This is a genomic window from Microbulbifer variabilis ATCC 700307 (assembly GCF_000380565.1).
In the GTDB taxonomy this organism is placed as follows: Bacteria; Pseudomonadota; Gammaproteobacteria; order Pseudomonadales; family Cellvibrionaceae; genus Microbulbifer; species Microbulbifer variabilis.
In genome coordinates, this window is record NZ_AQYJ01000021.1 from 43,876 (window position 1) to 61,763 (window position 17,888).

The window sequence follows — 17,888 nt, forward strand, 5'->3', positions numbered from 1 at the left end:
GAGTCCTTGCTTCGCTGGGCTTCTAATACCTGGGGGCTGTTCAAAAATTAACACACTTGATGGCGTTGCTGCGGCTGGTCGGCACCAAATGTCTCCAACAGTGGCTTATCCCGCTGCTTTTAGCAGGCTGTATCATATTGGCGTGTTAAAACCGTATAAAATGCCTTTTTTGAGTGTGTGCTTGTTTCGCTGGGGAGCCCCGGTTAGAGTGGAGCCCACGCTAAATAGCCGATAATAAACAAGGTGTTGAGGACTCATTTATGACCGAACTCGCCCAACAACAATGTGAAGCCTGCCGAGCAGATGCGCCCCTGGTCAGTGATAACGAACTTCCTGGATTGCTGCGTCAGATCCCAGATTGGACCCCAATGACCCGAGAGGGCATCATGCAACTGGAGCGCGTGTTTAAGTTCCGTAACTTCAAGCAGGCTCTGGCGTTTACTAACCGTGTTGGTGCTATTGCTGAAGAGGTGGGGCACCACCCCGCGTTGCTTACCGAATGGGGTAAGGTTACTGTGACTTGGTGGAGTCATGAGGCTAAGGGCCTGCACAAGAATGACTTTATTATGGCTGCACGTACTGACCAGCAATTGGATGCTGAGTGATAGCACCTCTGGGGCCGCTCTGCGGCCCCTGTCCCTAAGTGCCCGGCCCTGACCCCAGGTTGGAAATGATCACCGAAGATACCTGCCAACTGGCTGCCCTCTCTGGAAGTCCCCGAGTAAGCCCGTAGATTTCAGACAATCAGTCAAAATAGCAGAGAAAGACTCTATCTGTAAGAACAGAAATTGTGTGCCCTGGATAAAAGGAGAGAGATTTTGTCTGAGTACACTTCCACAGTAGTTTGGCAGCGCAACGACCAGATTTTTACCGATAATCAATACAGTCGCGCTCATATCTGGCAATTTGATGGTGGCCTGTCCGTCCCGGCTTCCTCCTCCCCTCATGTGGTTCCCATTCCATATTCGGTTGCAGAGAATGTTGATCCGGAAGAAGCTTTTGTCGCTGCACTTTCCAGTTGCCATATGCTGTTCTTCCTGGCCATTGCTGCCAAGCGAGGTTTTGTGGTGGATGAGTATCGTGATGAAGCAGTTGGTCTAATGGATACGAATAAGGAGGGCAAATTGGCAATGACCAAGGTTACTCTGCGCCCCCTGGTGCGTTTTTTTGGAAATAAGAAGCCCAGTAGGGAGCAGCTGGAAAAAATCCATCATCTTTCACATAAACAGTGTTTTATTGCCAATTCTGTTAACTCGGAAATAGTTACAGAAATTCGCGAGGATTAGCTGACCTATTAAGTGTTGTGATTTATTAAGGGGTATTTAAGATATTATGTATACAGTGGTAGAGAACGTGGCTCCCGTTGAAGGCTTTCTTCGTTTGAGGGAAGTTGCTGGACTTACCCCGAGAACCAGAGCGGCTGCGGAAAAAGGCTTGCCCAATAGCCTGTATGGCATCCACATCAAAATAGGCTCACAGACTATTGCTATGGGGCGGGTAGTAGGGGATGGAGCCCTGAATTTTGAAATTGTTGATGTTGCTGTCGATCCAAAATACCAGGGGCAAGGTTTAGGGCGCTTGGTGATGAGGCATATGATGTCTTATTTGGATCGGGAGGCCATGCCTTCAGCTTATATTACTCTTATGGCGGATGTACCGGAGCTATACGAGAAGTTTGGATTTAAGTTAAGCAGCCCTGAAAGTGAGGGGATGTACATGTTGAAGTAGATTTACATCAAAGTATGTAAAATCTTGGCTGTAATTAAGGCCATATGGAATATCGGACCGAGTGTTTGATATTAAATGGTGTTTTCGGGTTAACTTGTACATCTTGTATTTCTTTCTGTTTATTTTTTTAGTGGCTTAAATACTTTCGTGATATCTCCAACCAATTGGGGATTCTTTGGGTCGGCAGCCCGCTTTCCTGTGCCTTTTGAAAAATCAATTCCATGTAAATCTACCCAAACAATATTTGGATTTTTAACCCAGTTGAAATAGTAAATTCGGCGTTTTAAATCAATCACCGAAAGCCACCAAGTGGGGTAAGTAGATGGTTCTTCAGGCCCCTCTTCCTGATTGGGGCGACTGTAAGGTGCGCCAAAAGGAACGGCCACAGTGCGAATAGCACTTAGGAGGTAAGCGACTGCCTGAATATCATTGGCAGGTTTTGGTAGATTGTGTTGATAGTAAGATAATCTAACAAAACGGTCAGCGCCATCAATCCCTCCTGGAACAGATTTAAGTCCTCCAAAGCCTTGGTAAAAAGGCAGGTTTTGAAGCTGCCATTCATAAGGTGGGTCATTTGTCATAACCGAAAATTTCTTACCGTGATGTACAACTAATTTACCATCGATTATTTCGAAGATAGCTGAATCACCGCTTGGGTCCTCTATTGCCATATGTGCACCAAGTACTTCGCCACCAACTTTCACTGGCGATATGCGTATATTTTTCATCCCGATGACAGCATCTGCGACTGTAGCATGGTTATCGAGAATAAAACGCAGCCAGCGCATATAGGATACCCCTGGCGTATTATTTGGTTTGGCGTAGCGGGTTGCTCCAAGATATAGAATATGTGCCGTTAGACCTTTTTCGTTAATTCCGTCGGTAGCACCGTCATTATTTGAGAAGCCATATTGGCGGGCATAGGGAATAATACTTTGTACAACACTTCCATATTTTGAAGTCCATTTGGCGGGGTTATGGCCATCCTCACCAATCATCTTCATGCCTCGAGGATTTATATAAAGAATATCCTCAAAAGAATGTCCCCAATCCATTGATCTGGCGGCAAAAACACCTTGCCCGGTATTCCAGGCAACCCGGGAGCATGCATAGAGTTTGAATGGCCAAAAAAGTAGAAGCAGTGAGATAATCAGTAGCACTCTTCTTATAGTTACCTTGATCATTGCACGAATCGCCTTTTTGGCGTGGATGAAAGATAAGTAGTTTAGCTTCTTTCTTATGAGCTCTAATATGCACTGACTAACCTTGGCGGATATCTACTCCTAGTCTTTGTTTAGTTAGGCGAAGTACCGGGAGCGAGTGAGATTTTTATTTAATGAGGTTGGCTGGAAAAGTCTTGGCTGAATTGTCATTTAGTATAAATTAGTCGAAGTCAATGTTTTAAATGATAAGGGTATAGGTATTAGCATTAAAGAAATTTATCTTGCTAGTTTAAGATAGTAGTCTTTATGTTTTTTGTAGCTTTATTTATATTGGCGGGGGATATGGAACCTTATTTGATGTAGCCCCGAATAAACAGATACTCGATAATTTGGCTGGAATCTATGACAACATTAAAATGGCTAATGGGCAGTTTTTGGTGCAGGGGAAAAGGTTGCAGGCTTTCCTGACTCTACTGGGAGAGTGAAGACCTGGGCAAAACAGGACACATTATTGCCTTTTATGGTTGAGTCGCAGATCAGGGAAAATAGGGCCCTAATAGTTAACAAAAGTAATATTATCGATAAGTACGACGTAGTAATGGATAAGCGAATCGATTCCACCATGTTTATACTTTCGGCAGCAATGGTTGCCATGGAATTGGTTGTCCTTTCTGGGCTAGGTGAATCCTACTATCCTGATTAGAGTAGTCAGATGCTTCATGGCAATTAAGGCGTTTTTTTAGAGTGAGGGATAAATGGGTGAGGGTCAATTATTTAATTGACCTACTTGCATTTTTTAGTGTAGGCGTTGATTCTAACGAAATTACGCTAAATAAGCACAAAGTAATTACCTTGGAAGTTTTGAATGAGGAGCGGGAGTGCTGGGTACCTCCACTCACTTCCTATCGGAAAGGTGAATTGAAAAAATATCCAGTTCTTTAGTTTCTTGATGTAGATTTAAATAGCTTCTTTCCTATTTTACTGGCACGGTTAAACAAATGGCCTCTGATACTACTCCAATTATTCCTGGAATGATTCTTGTTGGAATTATAAGCCAGGAATGAGTAAGAGATAGCTCACCAAACAGGCTGCAGATTAACTATGTTGGATATCGAAATGGAGCGTTAGGTATTACTGAGATTAATGAAGGTTGTCCGACTTCAGGATGGCAAGTCCTAGCAGGTTGTTTATTTGCAAGGTTTTAAGCTATCTATCATTTTTATTCATTCCCCAAGACTTTTAATGTTTACTCTGCGATTGTTCCCGGTATATGGTAGGGCGATCAGGTTTTACTGAAGAAATGTACCGATTTTGTATGAAGTGAGCCACTTGATAAATACAAGTTATGTATAGCTACATCTCAATGAATAAGTATGTATTTCTCAAGGGAAATCATGTCTCAGAATTTATTGGTCTGTATGTTGATTCTGTGATATATGGTTTATAAGAAAAGTATTCCACGATGTCCGTTATTGGTTTCTATAGCGAATTAAGACCTGTTTAAAGGTTATATGATTGACAGTCAGGCCAGGTTTTTTTGGTGAGCAATATTGACAGATATTTGAGAATGTATGAAAGCGCTTTGTGGAAATTTTTTCCTAATGGGGGATGTTATCAATTTTTATTGTTATAGTCGGTTATGCAATAAGTGGTTCTGGGGTGATGTTGATCGGGCAATATAGTTCCTTAAGTTGAATGCTGAATACTCAGAAACTTACAAAGTGTTGAGTAGCTTGGCTGAAGCCTATATAGTCAAAGGAGATATGAAGTAGGCTTTAGGGTACTATGGAAAGCCCCGTCATTTAATTTTGAGAATTAGCCCGCAAGAATTAGAATAGCTGAAGCAAAGGTTGAGCAATTCTTGTTCCAAAAATTTCAAATGTAGAGTTATATAAAATTTATAGTTTTAGCGGCCTGGTAGAGAATCTATTAAATTCTTCAGGCCGCTTTATTAAGTGTTGTGAAATTTAGTTAGCGTTGATAATTTTATAGTGAGTCAATCATCTGGAATTAAATTATTTTCCGGATTGTAATAGCAAAAAGCGTGATCCAGGCTCTTGCGAAAGCAGTAGGGGTCTTTTGCTTCTGCTTCTCCCCACAATCCTAGATTGGAGTAGTATGCAAACTCTTGCTCAATCTCGAATTTATCCCCGCAATAGTAGGCATAATTCCAAGCGGCTCCTCTTGCGACCATTTCTTGATTGATGTTGTACCCATTTACAAACAGATAGCCAGTTTCTCTGCCGTACTGATCTCTCCCTGTAGATTGGAAATCCACAGAGCCAAATGACAATAAATAATTCAGGATTTGAGTAGCCTCTGGGCCATACGTTTGCGTACTGGGATAGGTTTCTGGTGCATCAATACATTGAAGGCGTATCTCAACATATTCACCAGAAATATATCCGTGAACTGTGTCACCATCTATTATCCTGTAGTTAGTCAGTGGAGCTGCTTGCAATGAACTGGAGAATGCACACAACAAGATTAATCGTTTCATTGGAGTTATCCGGGCCGTTGTTTTATGTGCGCAGGATAGGGAGCATTTATTACGTGTTCATTTATAAATTGTGATAGTAATAAATAGTTTTTATTAAAGGAGGGAGTGTTTTTAGAGGAATATAGAGATATTCCTTAACTCTAAATGGTAAGTATCTAAGATCTATTTGGAAATTTTAATTTTTAAACGAAATTGTCAAGGCCCTCAAAATATGATGGCCCTGGCGTAAAGTAATATTAAACTTTTTTCAGTTCTCTTCGCTCATATTTCCCTATGTACTGCCCAAAGTAAGAATTCCCGGTTGCCATCGCCACCTTTAATTGGACTGTCAATGTATTCTTTGATCTCAAGTCCCAGTTCATCACATAAATGTGTGATTCTCTGGCGCACCTGTGGGTAGAGATTTGTATTGCGCACCAAGCCCCCTTTACCAATACCTTCGGGACCAACTTCAAATTGTGGTTTTACCAGGGTCAACAATTGGCCTTTTGGTTTTAAAAGAGGGGGTAGCTGCGGCAGTATTAATGTTTGGGAAATAAAGGATACGTCCATAACGATGGTATCAAACCCGTCGTCCCCATAGGGAGCTATCTGAGAGGCTTCCAGGTGGCGAGCATTAATACCCTCAAACAGGTGCATACGTGGGTCCACCAGGAGTTTCTCTGCCAACTGGCCCTGACCAACATCTATTCCTACGACAGATTTTGCGCCTTTCTGCAACAGACAGTCACTGAATCCGCCGGTGGAACAGCCGATATCCAAGGCGTGCCACCCCTTTGGGTTTAAGCCTGTGTGATCGAGAATGGCTGCCAGCTTTAATCCGGCACGGGAGACATACTGATCTTCCGGTAACGGTGTGACATTAAGGGAACAATCGTCACTGACTAATTGCCCGGCTTTGCGTGCTAGTTCCAGGGGGCCGCCTTCAGATAGCATGACCCTGCCGGTATCAACCAGCTTTTTGGCGTGAGTGCGGGAATTGGCGAGTTTTCTCTTTACGAGCAATTGGTCCAATCGGGTCATCTTCTGCAATGCAATCCTGTCAATATGGTTAAGAATACAGTGGCCATGCTAACCTCTGGCTCCCGTAGGTAGAAGTGCGGCCCTCGTTTTTGTAGGGCTAGTCTTTAGGTAGGAGGACGTCAGTCGATGGCAAAAAGCGTTTTGGATAAGTTCAAGATTCGTAAAGGAAAGGTATTTGAAGCGCCTTTAGAAGGGGCCTTTGGGCGCCTGGTGACACCTTTCGAAGAATTTATCCATCGACAAAGCAGCAGCGGCATTTTACTGATGCTTTCTGCGCTGGCTGCACTGATTATTGCCAACTCCCCCCTGGAAGACGCGTACAAACACCTGCTGCATATGCCTATCAGCCTTAGTGCAGGGGAGTGGGAGTTTTCTCTTTCCCTTCATCACTGGATTAATGATGGCCTGATGGCAATCTTCTTTTTTCTGGTAGGCCTGGAATTGAAGCGCGAATTTATGGTGGGCGAGCTTTCCGACTTGCGCCAAGCGGTATTGCCGGTAATGGCAGCCATTGGTGGCATGGTGGTTCCGGCCCTGATCTACGGCGCCTTTAATTCTGGCGGTGAGGCAGAGCGTGGCTGGGGTATCCCTATGGCTACAGATATTGCCTTTGCAGTGGGGTGTATTGCGTTACTGGGTAACAGGGTGCCCCGGGCGGTAGTAACCTTCCTGGTGGCCCTGGCCATTGTGGATGACCTGGGTGCCATCCTGGTAATAGCAATCTGGTATACCGAACAGGTAAACCTGACTGCGCTGATTGCTTCGGGTTGCCTGGTGGTGATTATGTGGCTGTTAAAGGCTGCCGGTGTGCGCCGCTCCCCAGCTTATGTTTTTGTTGGGGTCTTGTTGTGGTATGAACTCTACCTGGCCGGTGTTCACGCAACCATTGCCGGCGTTATTACCGCTATGGCATTGCCTGCCAAACCTAAATATGACCCGGTGGCGTTCAGTACTTTTGTAAAAGATATTATTCGCAGCTTTGATCGCTGCTTCCGCCCGGGAGACAAGATTATTGCCAATGATGCTTTGCGTGCTCGAGTCATGGCTCTGGGTAATGGTGTGAACCTGGCACAGTCTCCCTTGCAGCGTATGGAAACCCGGTTGCATACCCCGGTGGGCTTCCTGGTAATCCCCATCTTTGCCCTGGCCAATGCGGGTATTCCGTTCGACAGCTTTACCAGCACTACTGCGGTGATTAACCCTGTTACTTTGGGGGTTATTGCCGGCTTGGTGATCGGTAAGTTGGTGGGTATCGTGGGTGCTACGTGGATTGGCTGGAAGTTGGGGTGGGGCAAGCTGCCTAAATCGGCGAACTTCCAACATATTGTTGGGGTGGCATTACTAGGCGGTATCGGCTTTACCATGTCGATATTTATTGCCGAGCTGGCGTTTAGCACCCAGGCGGATCTGTTGATACAGGCCAAGGCGGGCATTCTGTTAGCCTCTGTGATCGCCGGTATCGCTGGTTTTCTGGTGTTGCGTAGTGCACCTGTGTCAGAAGAATTTGAAGGTGTGCACCTGGAGGTAGAAGACGAGGAGGGCCTCGGGGAGAGTGCAGCGGACGAGCACCCTGGAAAACATAGCTAAGTTCCTGTCGTCATTTTGATTGTGGGCCCCTGCCTTGTGGGGCTGCGGTTCCCACCAGAGACAATTCATCACACAATCAATATCGGTATTAAATGAGTCGAGCGAGAAATAATAATGATGCAAGCGATTAAAGCGGTGGGTCTGTTGCCGATGCTAGCTGTACCACTGTTTTTGGGTGCATGTGAAGGAAAAAAAGCCAGTGAGATCCATACGGCGATACCACCGAAGGTTATTGAGGCAAAACAGGCTATGGAAGAAGCGAAGGGCGATTTATCTATTGACGATGTGGCAAGGGCGTATGTTTCCCTGGTACTGGAGCTGGGTAATCATGACAAGAGCTATGTGGATGCTTTTTACGGCCCAGCCGAGTGGCGTGAGCAGGCACAGCAAAGTAGCGCGAGCACTGCAGAAATTGCCCAGCGTGGGGAGGCGCTACTTGAACGGTTACCGGTCGGTAGAGAAGCAGATGGTTCTATGGGTGGCCTTCGTCTTCACTACCTGAAAACCCAATTGGGGGCTTTGGTGGCCCACGCTAAGCGCCTTTCCGGTGAAAGCGAACGCAACTTCGCCCAGGAGGCCCGCGAGCTGTATGACACCCAGCCACCTAAGCAGGACTTTGCCAGGTTTGAGCCCCTGCTTACGGAGTTGGAAGAGTTGCTACCGGGTGACCAGCCACTGAGTGAACGGGTACAGGCATTTCGCAGTAATTTTGAGATTCCCGCAGACAAGCTTGAGGCGGTATTCGATGCGTCAATTAGAGAGTGTCGTCTGCGTACCAAGCAGTACATTCCGTTGCCGGACAATGAGAACTTTGTACTGGAGTATGTCAGCGACAAGCCCTGGAGCGGTTACAACTGGTACCAGGGGGGCTCCCACAGTTTAATCCAGGTGAATGGTGGTCTGCCGATCACTATTGATCGCGCTATAGATCTGGGGTGCCATGAGGGTTATCCCGGTCATCACACCTACAATGCGCTGCTGGAGCAGTCCCTGGTGAAAGAGCGCGGCTGGGTGGAATACAGTGTTTACCCTCTGTTCAGCCCCCAGTCTCTTATTGCCGAGGGCAGTGCTAACTATGGTATTGAGCTGGCCTTTCCTGGTGAGGAAAAGACCCGCTTTGAGATGGAAGTACTCTACCCCCTGGCCGGGCTGAATCCGCAGAATGCTATAAAGTACGATCGCGTTATGGCGCTAGTGGATAAGTTGAGCTTTGCCGGTAATGAGATCGCGCGCCAATATATTGATGGGGAAATCGAAGGTGATGATGTGCCGGCGCTATTCGAGAAGTACACCCTGATGAGCCCGGCCAAAGCCAAGCAAAGAAAGGACTTTGTGGATGCCTATGGCGCTTATGTCATTAATTATAACTGGGGGAAAAAGCTGGTGGCGGATTATGTAGAGCGCGGTACTGATAACACCGATGAGCGCTGGCACCGTTTTGCCAAACTGCTGTCCTCACCGCGCCTGCCGTCTTCACTGGATTGGTAGGGTTTTATTATGTTGAGAGTGGCGATGAGGAATTATCTGCTATCTCGCCCTGAGGCTATTGAGGATTTTCCCTTTGGTCCAGATGTGGCGGTATACAAGATCAAGGGGCGAATGTTTGCTACCCTCAGCCGTTACCGTGGAGTGGATGCCTCCAATCTGAAGTGTGACCCGGATGAGGCTCAGGCCTTGAGGGATATCTTCCCCGGCGTGCTGCCGGGGTACCACATGAACAAGAAGCACTGGAATACGGTGTTGCTGGATGGCACAGTGCCAGATTATGAGATTGAGCGGATGGCAGATCGATCCTATGGATTGGTAGTAAAAGGCCTGCGCAAGATAGAGCGGCAGTCCCTTGAATTGGCCTATGGCGCCGATATCCTATACCGCTAACAGTACAACAAACCAATACGCAGACGTGACTCAGGAGAGTTTGTGAACGAATTTATTGTCGATGTAACGGCAGAAAACGCCCAGCAAGTATTGATTGAAGAATCCATGAAGCGCCCGGTACTGGTGGATTTCTGGGCGGACTGGTGTGAACCCTGTAAGCAGTTAATGCCAGTATTGGAAAAACTGGCTAACGAGTACGCTGGTCAGTTCCTGCTGGCCAAAGTGAACGCGGATACCGAGCAGATGATTGCCGGCCAGCTGGGAGTACGCAGCCTGCCGACGGTGATGTTATTGAAAGATGGTCAACCGGTGGATGGCTTTGCGGGCGTGCAGCCGGAAGCCCAGATCCGCGAAATACTGGACAAATATCTGCCCAAGCCCTGGGATATAAAGTTGCAGCAGGCCCAAGCACTTATTGGTGAGGGTAAGGTGGATGAGGCTTTACCTCTGTTGCGCCAAGCTTACACTGAGTCCTCAGAGCGGGCAGATATTGCCAAGCAGCTGGCAGCAGTATTACTAGACCAGAATCGCGCCCAAGAAGCGGAAACTGTGCTGGGCAAAATCCTGCTTGCAGATCAAGATGCAGAGTACCAGCAATTGATGGCCCAGCTGGAATTGAAGCTGCAGGCCGCGGATACTCCGGAAATCCAGGCATTGCAGAAGGCGCTGGAACAGAATCCCCAGGACTATGACTCCGCCTACCAGTTGGCGGTACAGTACAGCCAGGCGAACCGTCACCAGGAAGCCCTGGAGCTGTTACTGGATATACTTCGCAAGGATATGAACTTTGCCGATGGCGCAGCCAAGCAGGCATTCCTGGATATTGTAAAAAGCCTCGGTACTGGAGACCCTGTTGCCATCCAATACCAGCGCAAACTGATGACAATGATGTTTTAAATCATTATGAATTGATGCTGGGCTTTGCCGTACGAAAGAGGCCTTAAGGGCCTCTTTTTTATGCCCCACTATGAGCTGCTGCTATGTATAAGTTTTGTATTTATATTCCCGAATCCCATCTCGAAGAGGTGAAGCAGGCCCTTTTTGCTGCTGGTGCGGGGCGCATTGGTGATTACGATAATTGTTGCTGGCAGGTGCTGGGTACTGGCCAGTTCCGTCCATTACCAGGTAGCCAGCCATTTATTGGTGAATCCGGGGAGGTGGAGCAGGTATCAGAGTATCGCGTGGAAATGGTATGTGCGGATGAACATGTCGATGCCACACTGCAGGCACTTTATGGTGCCCACCCCTATGAAGAGCCTGCTTTTGACCTGTGGCGCCTGGATGATCGTTGCAATATAGCTATTAAGCAAAGGCAGGAGACAAGAGAGTTTCCCACCGCTTAGATTCTAGAGGTTGTCTAAGGCTTGTTGGCGCTGCAGGCTTTTCTCTTGCAACGCTTGCACTTCTTTAAGAAGTTGGGAAATCCGGCTATCGGCTCCAGCACTCTCCTGCGGGGGAGTCGCTTGGGCATGCGGAGGCTCCTCATTGGCAGAGACCTGAGTGCCTGGTACTGTGTTGATGGGCTTTACCCGGTGGATACGTACTGAGGTATCCAGCCCCTCAGGCACTGAGTCAGAGAAGTGCCAGTTTCCCTCTCTATCCTGCCAAGTGAAGACTTCAGTGGCGGGTGTTTCACTTTGAACTGGGGATATCAATCCACTGGACTTCACAAAGCTTTCCAGTTGCTTTGCAGATTGCTGTGAAGTGGAAGTGACTGTGTGCAGTGCACGTTGCCCTTGGTAGCGCACATTGTCTATTGTCTTCTGGTCCGGCAACCAGTCACTGGGAGACATTATTGGTTTGCCCTCTGGGTCAGGCAGAATCATTGATAAACCTACGCCTACCAGGAGCAGGACCGCAAGCATATAGGCATATTTCATCGGAACATCCTTTTACAATCTGGTGAGGCTGTGTTTCTCCCAGGTCTTGGGGTAACAGCTAGCCTTCATTCGCCATATAAGTTTGATGTGGGTTTGCCGATTACAGTTTGAGTTTTCGTGAAATTACGCCGCGGTGCAGTTGGTATTGCCCCAGTTTGCTGTCCTCAAAGTAGTGCTCGAGAGTTTTGTGCATAATGGGAAAGGCAATTTCACGCCAGGGGATGTCCACTTCGCGAAATAATTCCACTTCCAGGGATTCCGGTCCAGGCCCAAAATTGGTATCTGTCAGCTCACCGCGGTACATCAGGTAGACCTGATTGATATGGGGGATGTCATAGACCGAGTAGAGGCCATCCACACGGATGTTGGCGCGAGCTTCTTCCCATGACTCCCGTAGGGCACCTTCTTCGCTACTCTCCCCGTTTTCCATAAAGCCTGCAGGTAAGGTCCAGAGACCCAGGCGCGGCTCAATAGCGCGTTTGCACAGCATCACCCGGTCTTCCAGGTATGGCAGCACACCGACGATAACGCGCGGGTTTATGTAGTGAATGGCGCCGCAGTTGCCGCAGAGGTGGCGGGGGCGATCATCACCTTTTGGAATGGAAAACGTGACGGCACTACTGCCGCATTGGCTGCAAAATTTCATGTCGTCAGTATACCTATGCAAGATTCCAGCGTCAGCTCACAGAATTTTGACGCCTATAGTTGTTAATAGACGTTGATGTATTTAAGGCGGTGTCTTCTCTGCCATGGCGCGTTTTTTATTTTTTTGGCTGATCCTATTTGTCTTATACGCCTGTGGTGGCAAGGGCGATGAAGAAAAAACGCCGCCACCGCCTCCAGTTGAGGTGCTCGTGGTGCGAGAGCAGCCTGTTATTCCGCGCTTTGAATTTGTCGGTAGGGTAGAAGCCACTGACGAGTACAAAGTGCGCCCCCGGGTAGAGGGGTATATTCAAAGCCGCAACTTTAAAGAAGGCGATACCGTTCAGAAAGGCCAATTGCTTTTTGAAATCGACCCACGTCCTTTTATTGCAGAGTTGGATAATCAGAGCGCTAATTTGGAGCGCACTGAGGCCTCGTTACGGGTTGCCGAGCGTAATTTCCGCCGAGGTCGCACCCTCGTAGCAACCGGTGCTATCAGCCAAGTGCAGATGGATGAACTGATGGGCACGTACGAGGAGACAAAATCCCAGGTGGATGCGGATCGCGCCAAAGTCGAAAGCGCCAGACTGGATCTATCCTACACCAAAATTTATGCGCCACTCACAGGTCGTATCGGTCGCACGGAGTTTACCGAAGGCTCCCTGGTGGGCCCTAATTCTGACCCCCTAACGACCATCGTTAAGATGGACCCAATTTATGTACTTTTCGAGGTGCCTGAAGATCAACTTTATGCTGTTCAGGTGGATGCGGAGCGACGCCGGCGAGAAGGACTGCCCCCCACCAGTTTGGATGTGCGTATAGAACTGCCGGATGGCAATTTTTACCCCTACAAAGGCAACATAGTTTTTATCGACAACCAAATAGACCCAAATACCGGATCTGTGGCAGTACGCGCCCTGTTTCCCAATCCAGGGCAGTTGCTGGTACAGGGTCAATTTGCCCGAGTTTCCATTTTGGTATTTACCGGCAGTGAGGCATTGAAGCCATTAGTGCCACAGTCATCTGTGCTGGAGGATATGCAGGGTCGCTATGTGTTTGTACTGGGTCGAAACAATATCGCGGAAAAACGCTATTTAACCCTGGGTCAACGCGAGGGGGAACTTTGGGCGGTGAATGATGGGCTGGTTGCCGGTGAGTCGATAATCGTCAATGGCCTGCAGCGGGTTCAGGCCGGAAAACCGGTAACACCGCAAAATACACCACGCAATCCCTATGATGCCGCAGCGAAGCCGGCGGAACCCACAGGAGAAGGTGGCTCACCAGCGCAGATGCAGTCAAAGGGTGCGAAGAAAGGAGAGCCTGGTAAAGGAGAGGATGAAAGTACGCTCCCGGGTTATGAGGGAGAGGCAGATGACTATAAGTAGTCCCGAAAGGGCGGGGGGCATCTAGCGGCTTTATGATCAGTGCCTTTTGTATCCGGCGGCCCCGTTTCGCTTTTGTAATATCCATACTGATCTCCCTTGCGGGGATTTTATCCCTGCCCTTATTACCAGTAGCCCAGTTCCCTGAAATTACTCCTGCGACTATTAATGTCACTACCAACTATGCAGGCGCCAGCGCGGAGGTGATGCGCGATAGTGTCGCTGTGCCAATTGAGTCACAGGTCAATGGGGTGGAAGGCATGGATTATATGTCTTCTACCAGTGGCAATGATGGCTCCTATAGCCTGACGGTCACTTTTAAATCCGGTTACGACGACGATATTGCTCAGGTAAATGTTCAGAATCGGGTAGAGCAGGCAATGCCTCAACTACCAGAGGATGTAAAACGGGATGGTGTAGTGGTTTCCAAGAAGAGTACTACGCTACTGCTTGTCGTTAATTTATTTTCGCCAGACCAGAAATTCGACGAGCTGTTCCTGGCCAACTATGCGGAAATTTACCTAAAAGATGAGCTGGCCCGTGTTTCGGGAGTGAGCAGTGTTGTTATTTTTGGTTCGCGTAATTATGCCATGCGGTTGTGGTTGGACCCCAATCGTATGGCAGCACTGGATGTTACTGCCCAGGATGTAATCAGTGCGGTGCAGGCCCAGAACGTTCAGGTAGCGGCAGGGCAGATTGGCTCGCCACCTATCCGCAAGGATCAGCAATTTCAGTACAATATTCTGGTGCAGGGACGTCTGGTTAGCCCTCAGGAATTTGAAGATATTACTATCCGCGCCAAGCCCGATGGCGCCATGGTTAAGGTTAAGGATATAGCCAGGGTCGAACTTGGGAGTCAATCCTACTCGTCCTATGGTCAGTTGGATAACGAGCCTTCGGCAGTGATGGGGGTCTATCAATTACCTGATGCAAATGCCTTGGATGTGGCTGAGGGCATTAAAGAGAAGGTGGCGCAGCTCTCTCAACGTTTCCCTGAAGGGCTCACTGCAGAAGTTCTTTATGACACCACTCTCTTTGTGGAGGCCTCGATTAAGGAAGTGGTGCAGACACTGTTTATTGCCTTGATTTTGGTAATACTGGTGGTGTTCCTGTTTTTACAGGACTGGCGCTCCACTCTGATTCCCGCTATCGCCATCCCGGTATCTCTGGTCGGTACCTTCGCTCTGATGCTGGCATTTGGTATGACCATCAATACCATCACCCTGTTTGCGCTGATCCTGGCCATTGGTATTGTGGTGGACGATGCAATTATTGTGGTGGAAAACACCCAACGCCTGATGGGGGAGGGGTTGCCTCCCAAAGAAGCGGCACTGGAATCTATGCGAGAAGTTACCGGGCCGGTGATCGCTACCACCTTGGTGTTGTTTGCCGTATTTGTGCCGGTAATGTTGATGCCGGGTATTACCGGAAAAATGTATCAACAATTTGCCATTACTATTTCTATGGCGGTGGCTATTTCCTCATTAAATGCGCTTACGCTGAGCCCGGCACTGTGTGCCAGTATTCTTAAACCTGGTAAAGATGGAGAAGTTGCCGGAATTAAAGAGACCGGAGCATTTGGTTTCTTTAATAAACTGCTCCATCGCTCCACCAATTTCTATGTGGGCATGGTTAAGGCCTGTGTGAAAATTCCACTGATTGGTATCCTTTCTGTTATCGGGCTTTTTCTTTTTACCGCCTGGTTATTTACCAGTATTCCCACCGGATTTATTCCCGATGAGGACCAGGGCACTTTTATGTTGCATGTGCAGCTGCCGGATGGTTCATCCCTGGAAAGGACTGGACCAGTGGTTGATCAGGTCACGGATATTCTGTTGGAAGAGCCGGCCATGGCCCATGTGGTAGGGGTGCCGGGTTACAACCTGCTCACCAACAGTGCCTCCTCCAATACGGCCATGATGTTTGCGGTGCTGAAACCCTGGGACGAACGAACAAACGAAGAAGATCATCAGTTTGCCCTGATGGATCGCCTGCAGAAAAAACTGGCAGCGATACCCAATGCGCAGATTATGCCTTTCGCAATTCCGCCGTTACCGGGTATAGGTACCGTGGGTGGATTCGAATTTGTACTTGAGGATTTACAGGGGCGCAGTATTCTGGAACTCACCCAGGTTTTATTTGACCTGCTGGGTAACGCTAACCAGCGTCCGGAAATTGCTCAGGCCTTTACCAGCTTCCAGGCCAGCACTCCCCAACTGGAATTAAAACTGGACAAAGAAAAAGCCCATGTGCTCGGAGTGCCCCTGCCGGAAGTCTATTCCACTTTGCAGACATTTCTTGGTGGCTATTACATCAATGATTTCAATCTGTACGGCAAAGTATTCCGGGTGATTGCCCAAGCTGATGCGCAATTTCGCGATGAGGAAGAAAACCTGGCGGGCTTCTACGTGCGTGCCAATAGCGGTGGCCTGGTGCCGGTGACTTCAGTTGCCACTATCACCCCGATCGTCGCTCCGCAAACAATCACCCGCTATAACTTGTACAACAGTATCACTATCAACGGTGCCCCTTCGACCGGTTACTCCAGTGGACAGGCTATGGATGCAATGGAGGAGTTGGCCGAAAACCTGCCAGAAGGGTATGGCTATGAGTGGACAGGGATCAGTTTGCAGGAAATAACTTCGGGTAATCTGGCTCCAATCCTGTTCAGTCTGGCCATTGTGTTTGTATACCTGTTCTTGGTCGCCCAGTATGAAAGCTGGAGTATTCCGATCGCAGTGCTCTTGTGCGTGCCAATCGCTATATGCGGCGCCATGCTGGTGGTTTGGTTGGCTGGCTCTATCAACAACCTCTATACCCAGATTGGTTTGGTCTTACTTATTGGCATGGCGGCTAAAAGTGCCATCCTGATTGTGGAGTTCGCCTGTGTAGAACGGGATAAAGGGAAGTCGATTGCTGATGCGGCTCTCTCTGCCACGCGTCTGCGTTTTCGAGCGGTTCTGATGACGGCTATGTCATTTATCCTCGGAGTGATACCGTTACTGGTGGCCACTGGGGCCGGCGCGGTCAGCCGGGTTTCCCTGGGGTTGGTGGTGTTTGGTGGCATGTTGGCCGCCAGCTTGTTCGCCACCCTGCTGGTTCCGGTCTATTACGCCTTGGTGCAGACAGTGCGGGAGAAGCTAAAAGGCGGTTATACCCCGCAGACTGAACGAAGTGTTGCGGCGGAAAAGTAGGGATGTAGAGGTGTTCGAGCTATATGCGACAAATGGATTATGTGGCAGATAGCTCGGTGTTAACGCCAGAAATGAGTATGATGAAAGTTAGGGAGTACCCAGGTCTTCTGGGGCAGGACAGTGATTTATGCTATCAACGATTGAAAAAAATATATTTCAGCAGATTGAGGAGCTTGAGGCTGGAGTTCCAATAGGGCCGGACCTGTCCGGTCACGCTGCGGTTCTGGTTGCCCTGACCGATGAGCCTGACCCACAGGTAATTCTTACCAAGCGCTCCGCCAATTTGTCCACCCATTCCGGAGAGGTCTCCCTGCCTGGGGGACGTTGGGATGCCACCGACCCGTCGTTGCAATATACCGCTTTGCGCGAGGCAGAGGAGGAAGTTGCCCTGCCGATGAATGCGGTGCGTATGCTCGGTCCCCTGTGGCCGCGTAGAACCAGGTGGCAGGTAAATGTAACCCCATGGGTGGGAGTAATCTCCCCTGATATCGAACTTTCCCCTAATCCGGGTGAGCTGGATGCCGTGTTCCGTGTTCCCCTTTCTTTTTTTATGGCTGATCCCCGTATCCGTACCGATAGAGTGACCATTGATGATCAAGCTATTTATTTGCCGGCTTATCAATACGAGAGTTATGAAATCTGGGGTTTTACTGCTGGGGTGCTTACGGAATTTCTGGTAAGAATACTGGGGGTATCAATTGGGCGTCGCGATGATGTGCCATTGCGTGCATTAAATTAGTCCTGGTTGGTGGGAATAATTTTATAATTTATTTTGGCCTGTTTTATTACTATGTTGGGAGTTTAACCCGGTATCAGCTCACCCTGGTTGTTCCATGCATCCAACAACAAATTTATATGATCGCAGGGTATCCGGATCAGTAATGATAATTGGAAAAACAGGATCTTCCGGC

Annotated in this window: 16 protein-coding genes; 11 read left to right on the forward strand and 5 right to left on the reverse strand. The window is 48.4% G+C overall.

Annotated features, from left to right (window positions below; all coding sequences use genetic code 11):
• Positions 1-260 precede the first annotated feature (260 nt).
• The 3 genes from G367_RS0103335 (at position 261) to G367_RS0103345 (ending at position 1,728) form a co-directional block, all read left to right on the forward strand.
• The gene (locus tag G367_RS0103335; protein WP_020411679.1) at positions 261-605 is read left to right on the forward strand and encodes a 4a-hydroxytetrahydrobiopterin dehydratase; all 345 of its coding nucleotides are present in this window, start codon (positions 261-263) and stop codon (positions 603-605) included.
• A 213-nt stretch (positions 606-818) separates the two neighbouring features.
• Positions 819-1,286: an OsmC family protein gene (locus G367_RS0103340; protein ID WP_020411680.1), complete on the forward strand. Its 468-nt coding sequence runs from the start codon at positions 819-821 to the stop codon at positions 1,284-1,286.
• 46 nt (positions 1,287-1,332) lie between these two features.
• On the forward strand, positions 1,333-1,728 hold the full coding sequence (locus tag G367_RS0103345; RefSeq protein ID WP_020411681.1) for a GNAT family N-acetyltransferase: 396 nt from the start codon (positions 1,333-1,335) through the stop codon (positions 1,726-1,728).
• Between the two features lie 119 nt (positions 1,729-1,847).
• On the opposite strand, the gene G367_RS22975 is transcribed toward G367_RS0103345, so the two are convergent.
• From G367_RS22975 to G367_RS0103365, 3 genes are all read right to left on the reverse strand, one after another.
• Positions 1,848-2,912, reverse strand: a complete 1,065-nt coding sequence (locus tag G367_RS22975) for a bile salt hydrolase (RefSeq protein WP_020411682.1) — start codon at positions 2,910-2,912, stop codon at positions 1,848-1,850.
• A 1,975-nt stretch (positions 2,913-4,887) separates the two neighbouring features.
• Positions 4,888-5,391, reverse strand: a complete 504-nt coding sequence (locus G367_RS22985) for a thermonuclease family protein (RefSeq protein ID WP_020411684.1) — start codon at positions 5,389-5,391, stop codon at positions 4,888-4,890.
• Between the two features lie 261 nt (positions 5,392-5,652).
• Complete coding sequence (locus G367_RS0103365) at positions 5,653-6,414, reverse strand: TlyA family RNA methyltransferase (protein ID WP_020411685.1); 762 nt, start codon at positions 6,412-6,414, stop codon at positions 5,653-5,655.
• A gap of 126 nt (positions 6,415-6,540) precedes the next feature.
• Here G367_RS0103365 and nhaA point away from each other — a divergent pair, with 126 nt between their 5' ends.
• The 5 genes from nhaA to G367_RS0103390 all read left to right on the forward strand — a co-directional run bounded on the left by nhaA (position 6,541) and on the right by G367_RS0103390 (position 11,222).
• Positions 6,541-8,001: a Na+/H+ antiporter NhaA gene (gene nhaA / locus G367_RS0103370; protein ID WP_020411686.1), complete on the forward strand. Its 1,461-nt coding sequence runs from the start codon at positions 6,541-6,543 to the stop codon at positions 7,999-8,001.
• Positions 8,002-8,115: 114 nt separating this feature from the next.
• The gene (locus G367_RS0103375) at positions 8,116-9,489 is read left to right on the forward strand and encodes a hypothetical protein (RefSeq protein ID WP_020411687.1); all 1,374 of its coding nucleotides are present in this window, start codon (positions 8,116-8,118) and stop codon (positions 9,487-9,489) included.
• A 24-nt stretch (positions 9,490-9,513) separates the two neighbouring features.
• Entirely contained in the window at positions 9,514-9,879 is a 366-nt protein-coding gene (locus tag G367_RS0103380) for an MmcQ/YjbR family DNA-binding protein (protein WP_020411688.1), read from the forward strand.
• Positions 9,880-9,921: 42 nt separating this feature from the next.
• A complete protein-coding gene (gene trxA / locus G367_RS0103385) occupies positions 9,922-10,776 on the forward strand; it encodes a thioredoxin (protein ID WP_020411689.1) in 855 nt (284 codons plus the stop codon).
• Between the two features lie 83 nt (positions 10,777-10,859).
• On the forward strand, positions 10,860-11,222 hold the full coding sequence (locus G367_RS0103390; protein WP_020411690.1) for a YqfO family protein: 363 nt from the start codon (positions 10,860-10,862) through the stop codon (positions 11,220-11,222).
• 3 nt (positions 11,223-11,225) lie between these two features.
• Here G367_RS0103390 and G367_RS0103395 read toward each other — a convergent pair whose 3' ends face one another.
• Complete coding sequence (locus G367_RS0103395; RefSeq protein WP_020411691.1) at positions 11,226-11,759, reverse strand: DUF4124 domain-containing protein; 534 nt, start codon at positions 11,757-11,759, stop codon at positions 11,226-11,228.
• Between the two features lie 100 nt (positions 11,760-11,859).
• A complete protein-coding gene (locus G367_RS0103400; RefSeq protein ID WP_020411692.1) occupies positions 11,860-12,405 on the reverse strand; it encodes an NUDIX hydrolase in 546 nt (181 codons plus the stop codon).
• Between the two features lie 103 nt (positions 12,406-12,508).
• On the opposite strand from G367_RS0103400, the gene G367_RS0103405 reads away from it, so the two are divergent.
• From G367_RS0103405 to G367_RS0103415, 3 genes are all read left to right on the forward strand, one after another.
• A complete protein-coding gene (locus tag G367_RS0103405; RefSeq protein ID WP_020411693.1) occupies positions 12,509-13,786 on the forward strand; it encodes an efflux RND transporter periplasmic adaptor subunit in 1,278 nt (425 codons plus the stop codon).
• A gap of 32 nt (positions 13,787-13,818) precedes the next feature.
• Entirely contained in the window at positions 13,819-16,977 is a 3,159-nt protein-coding gene (locus G367_RS0103410) for an efflux RND transporter permease subunit (protein ID WP_020411694.1), read from the forward strand.
• A gap of 127 nt (positions 16,978-17,104) precedes the next feature.
• A complete protein-coding gene (locus tag G367_RS0103415) occupies positions 17,105-17,716 on the forward strand; it encodes an NUDIX hydrolase (protein ID WP_020411695.1) in 612 nt (203 codons plus the stop codon).
• Positions 17,717-17,888 lie beyond the last annotated feature (172 nt).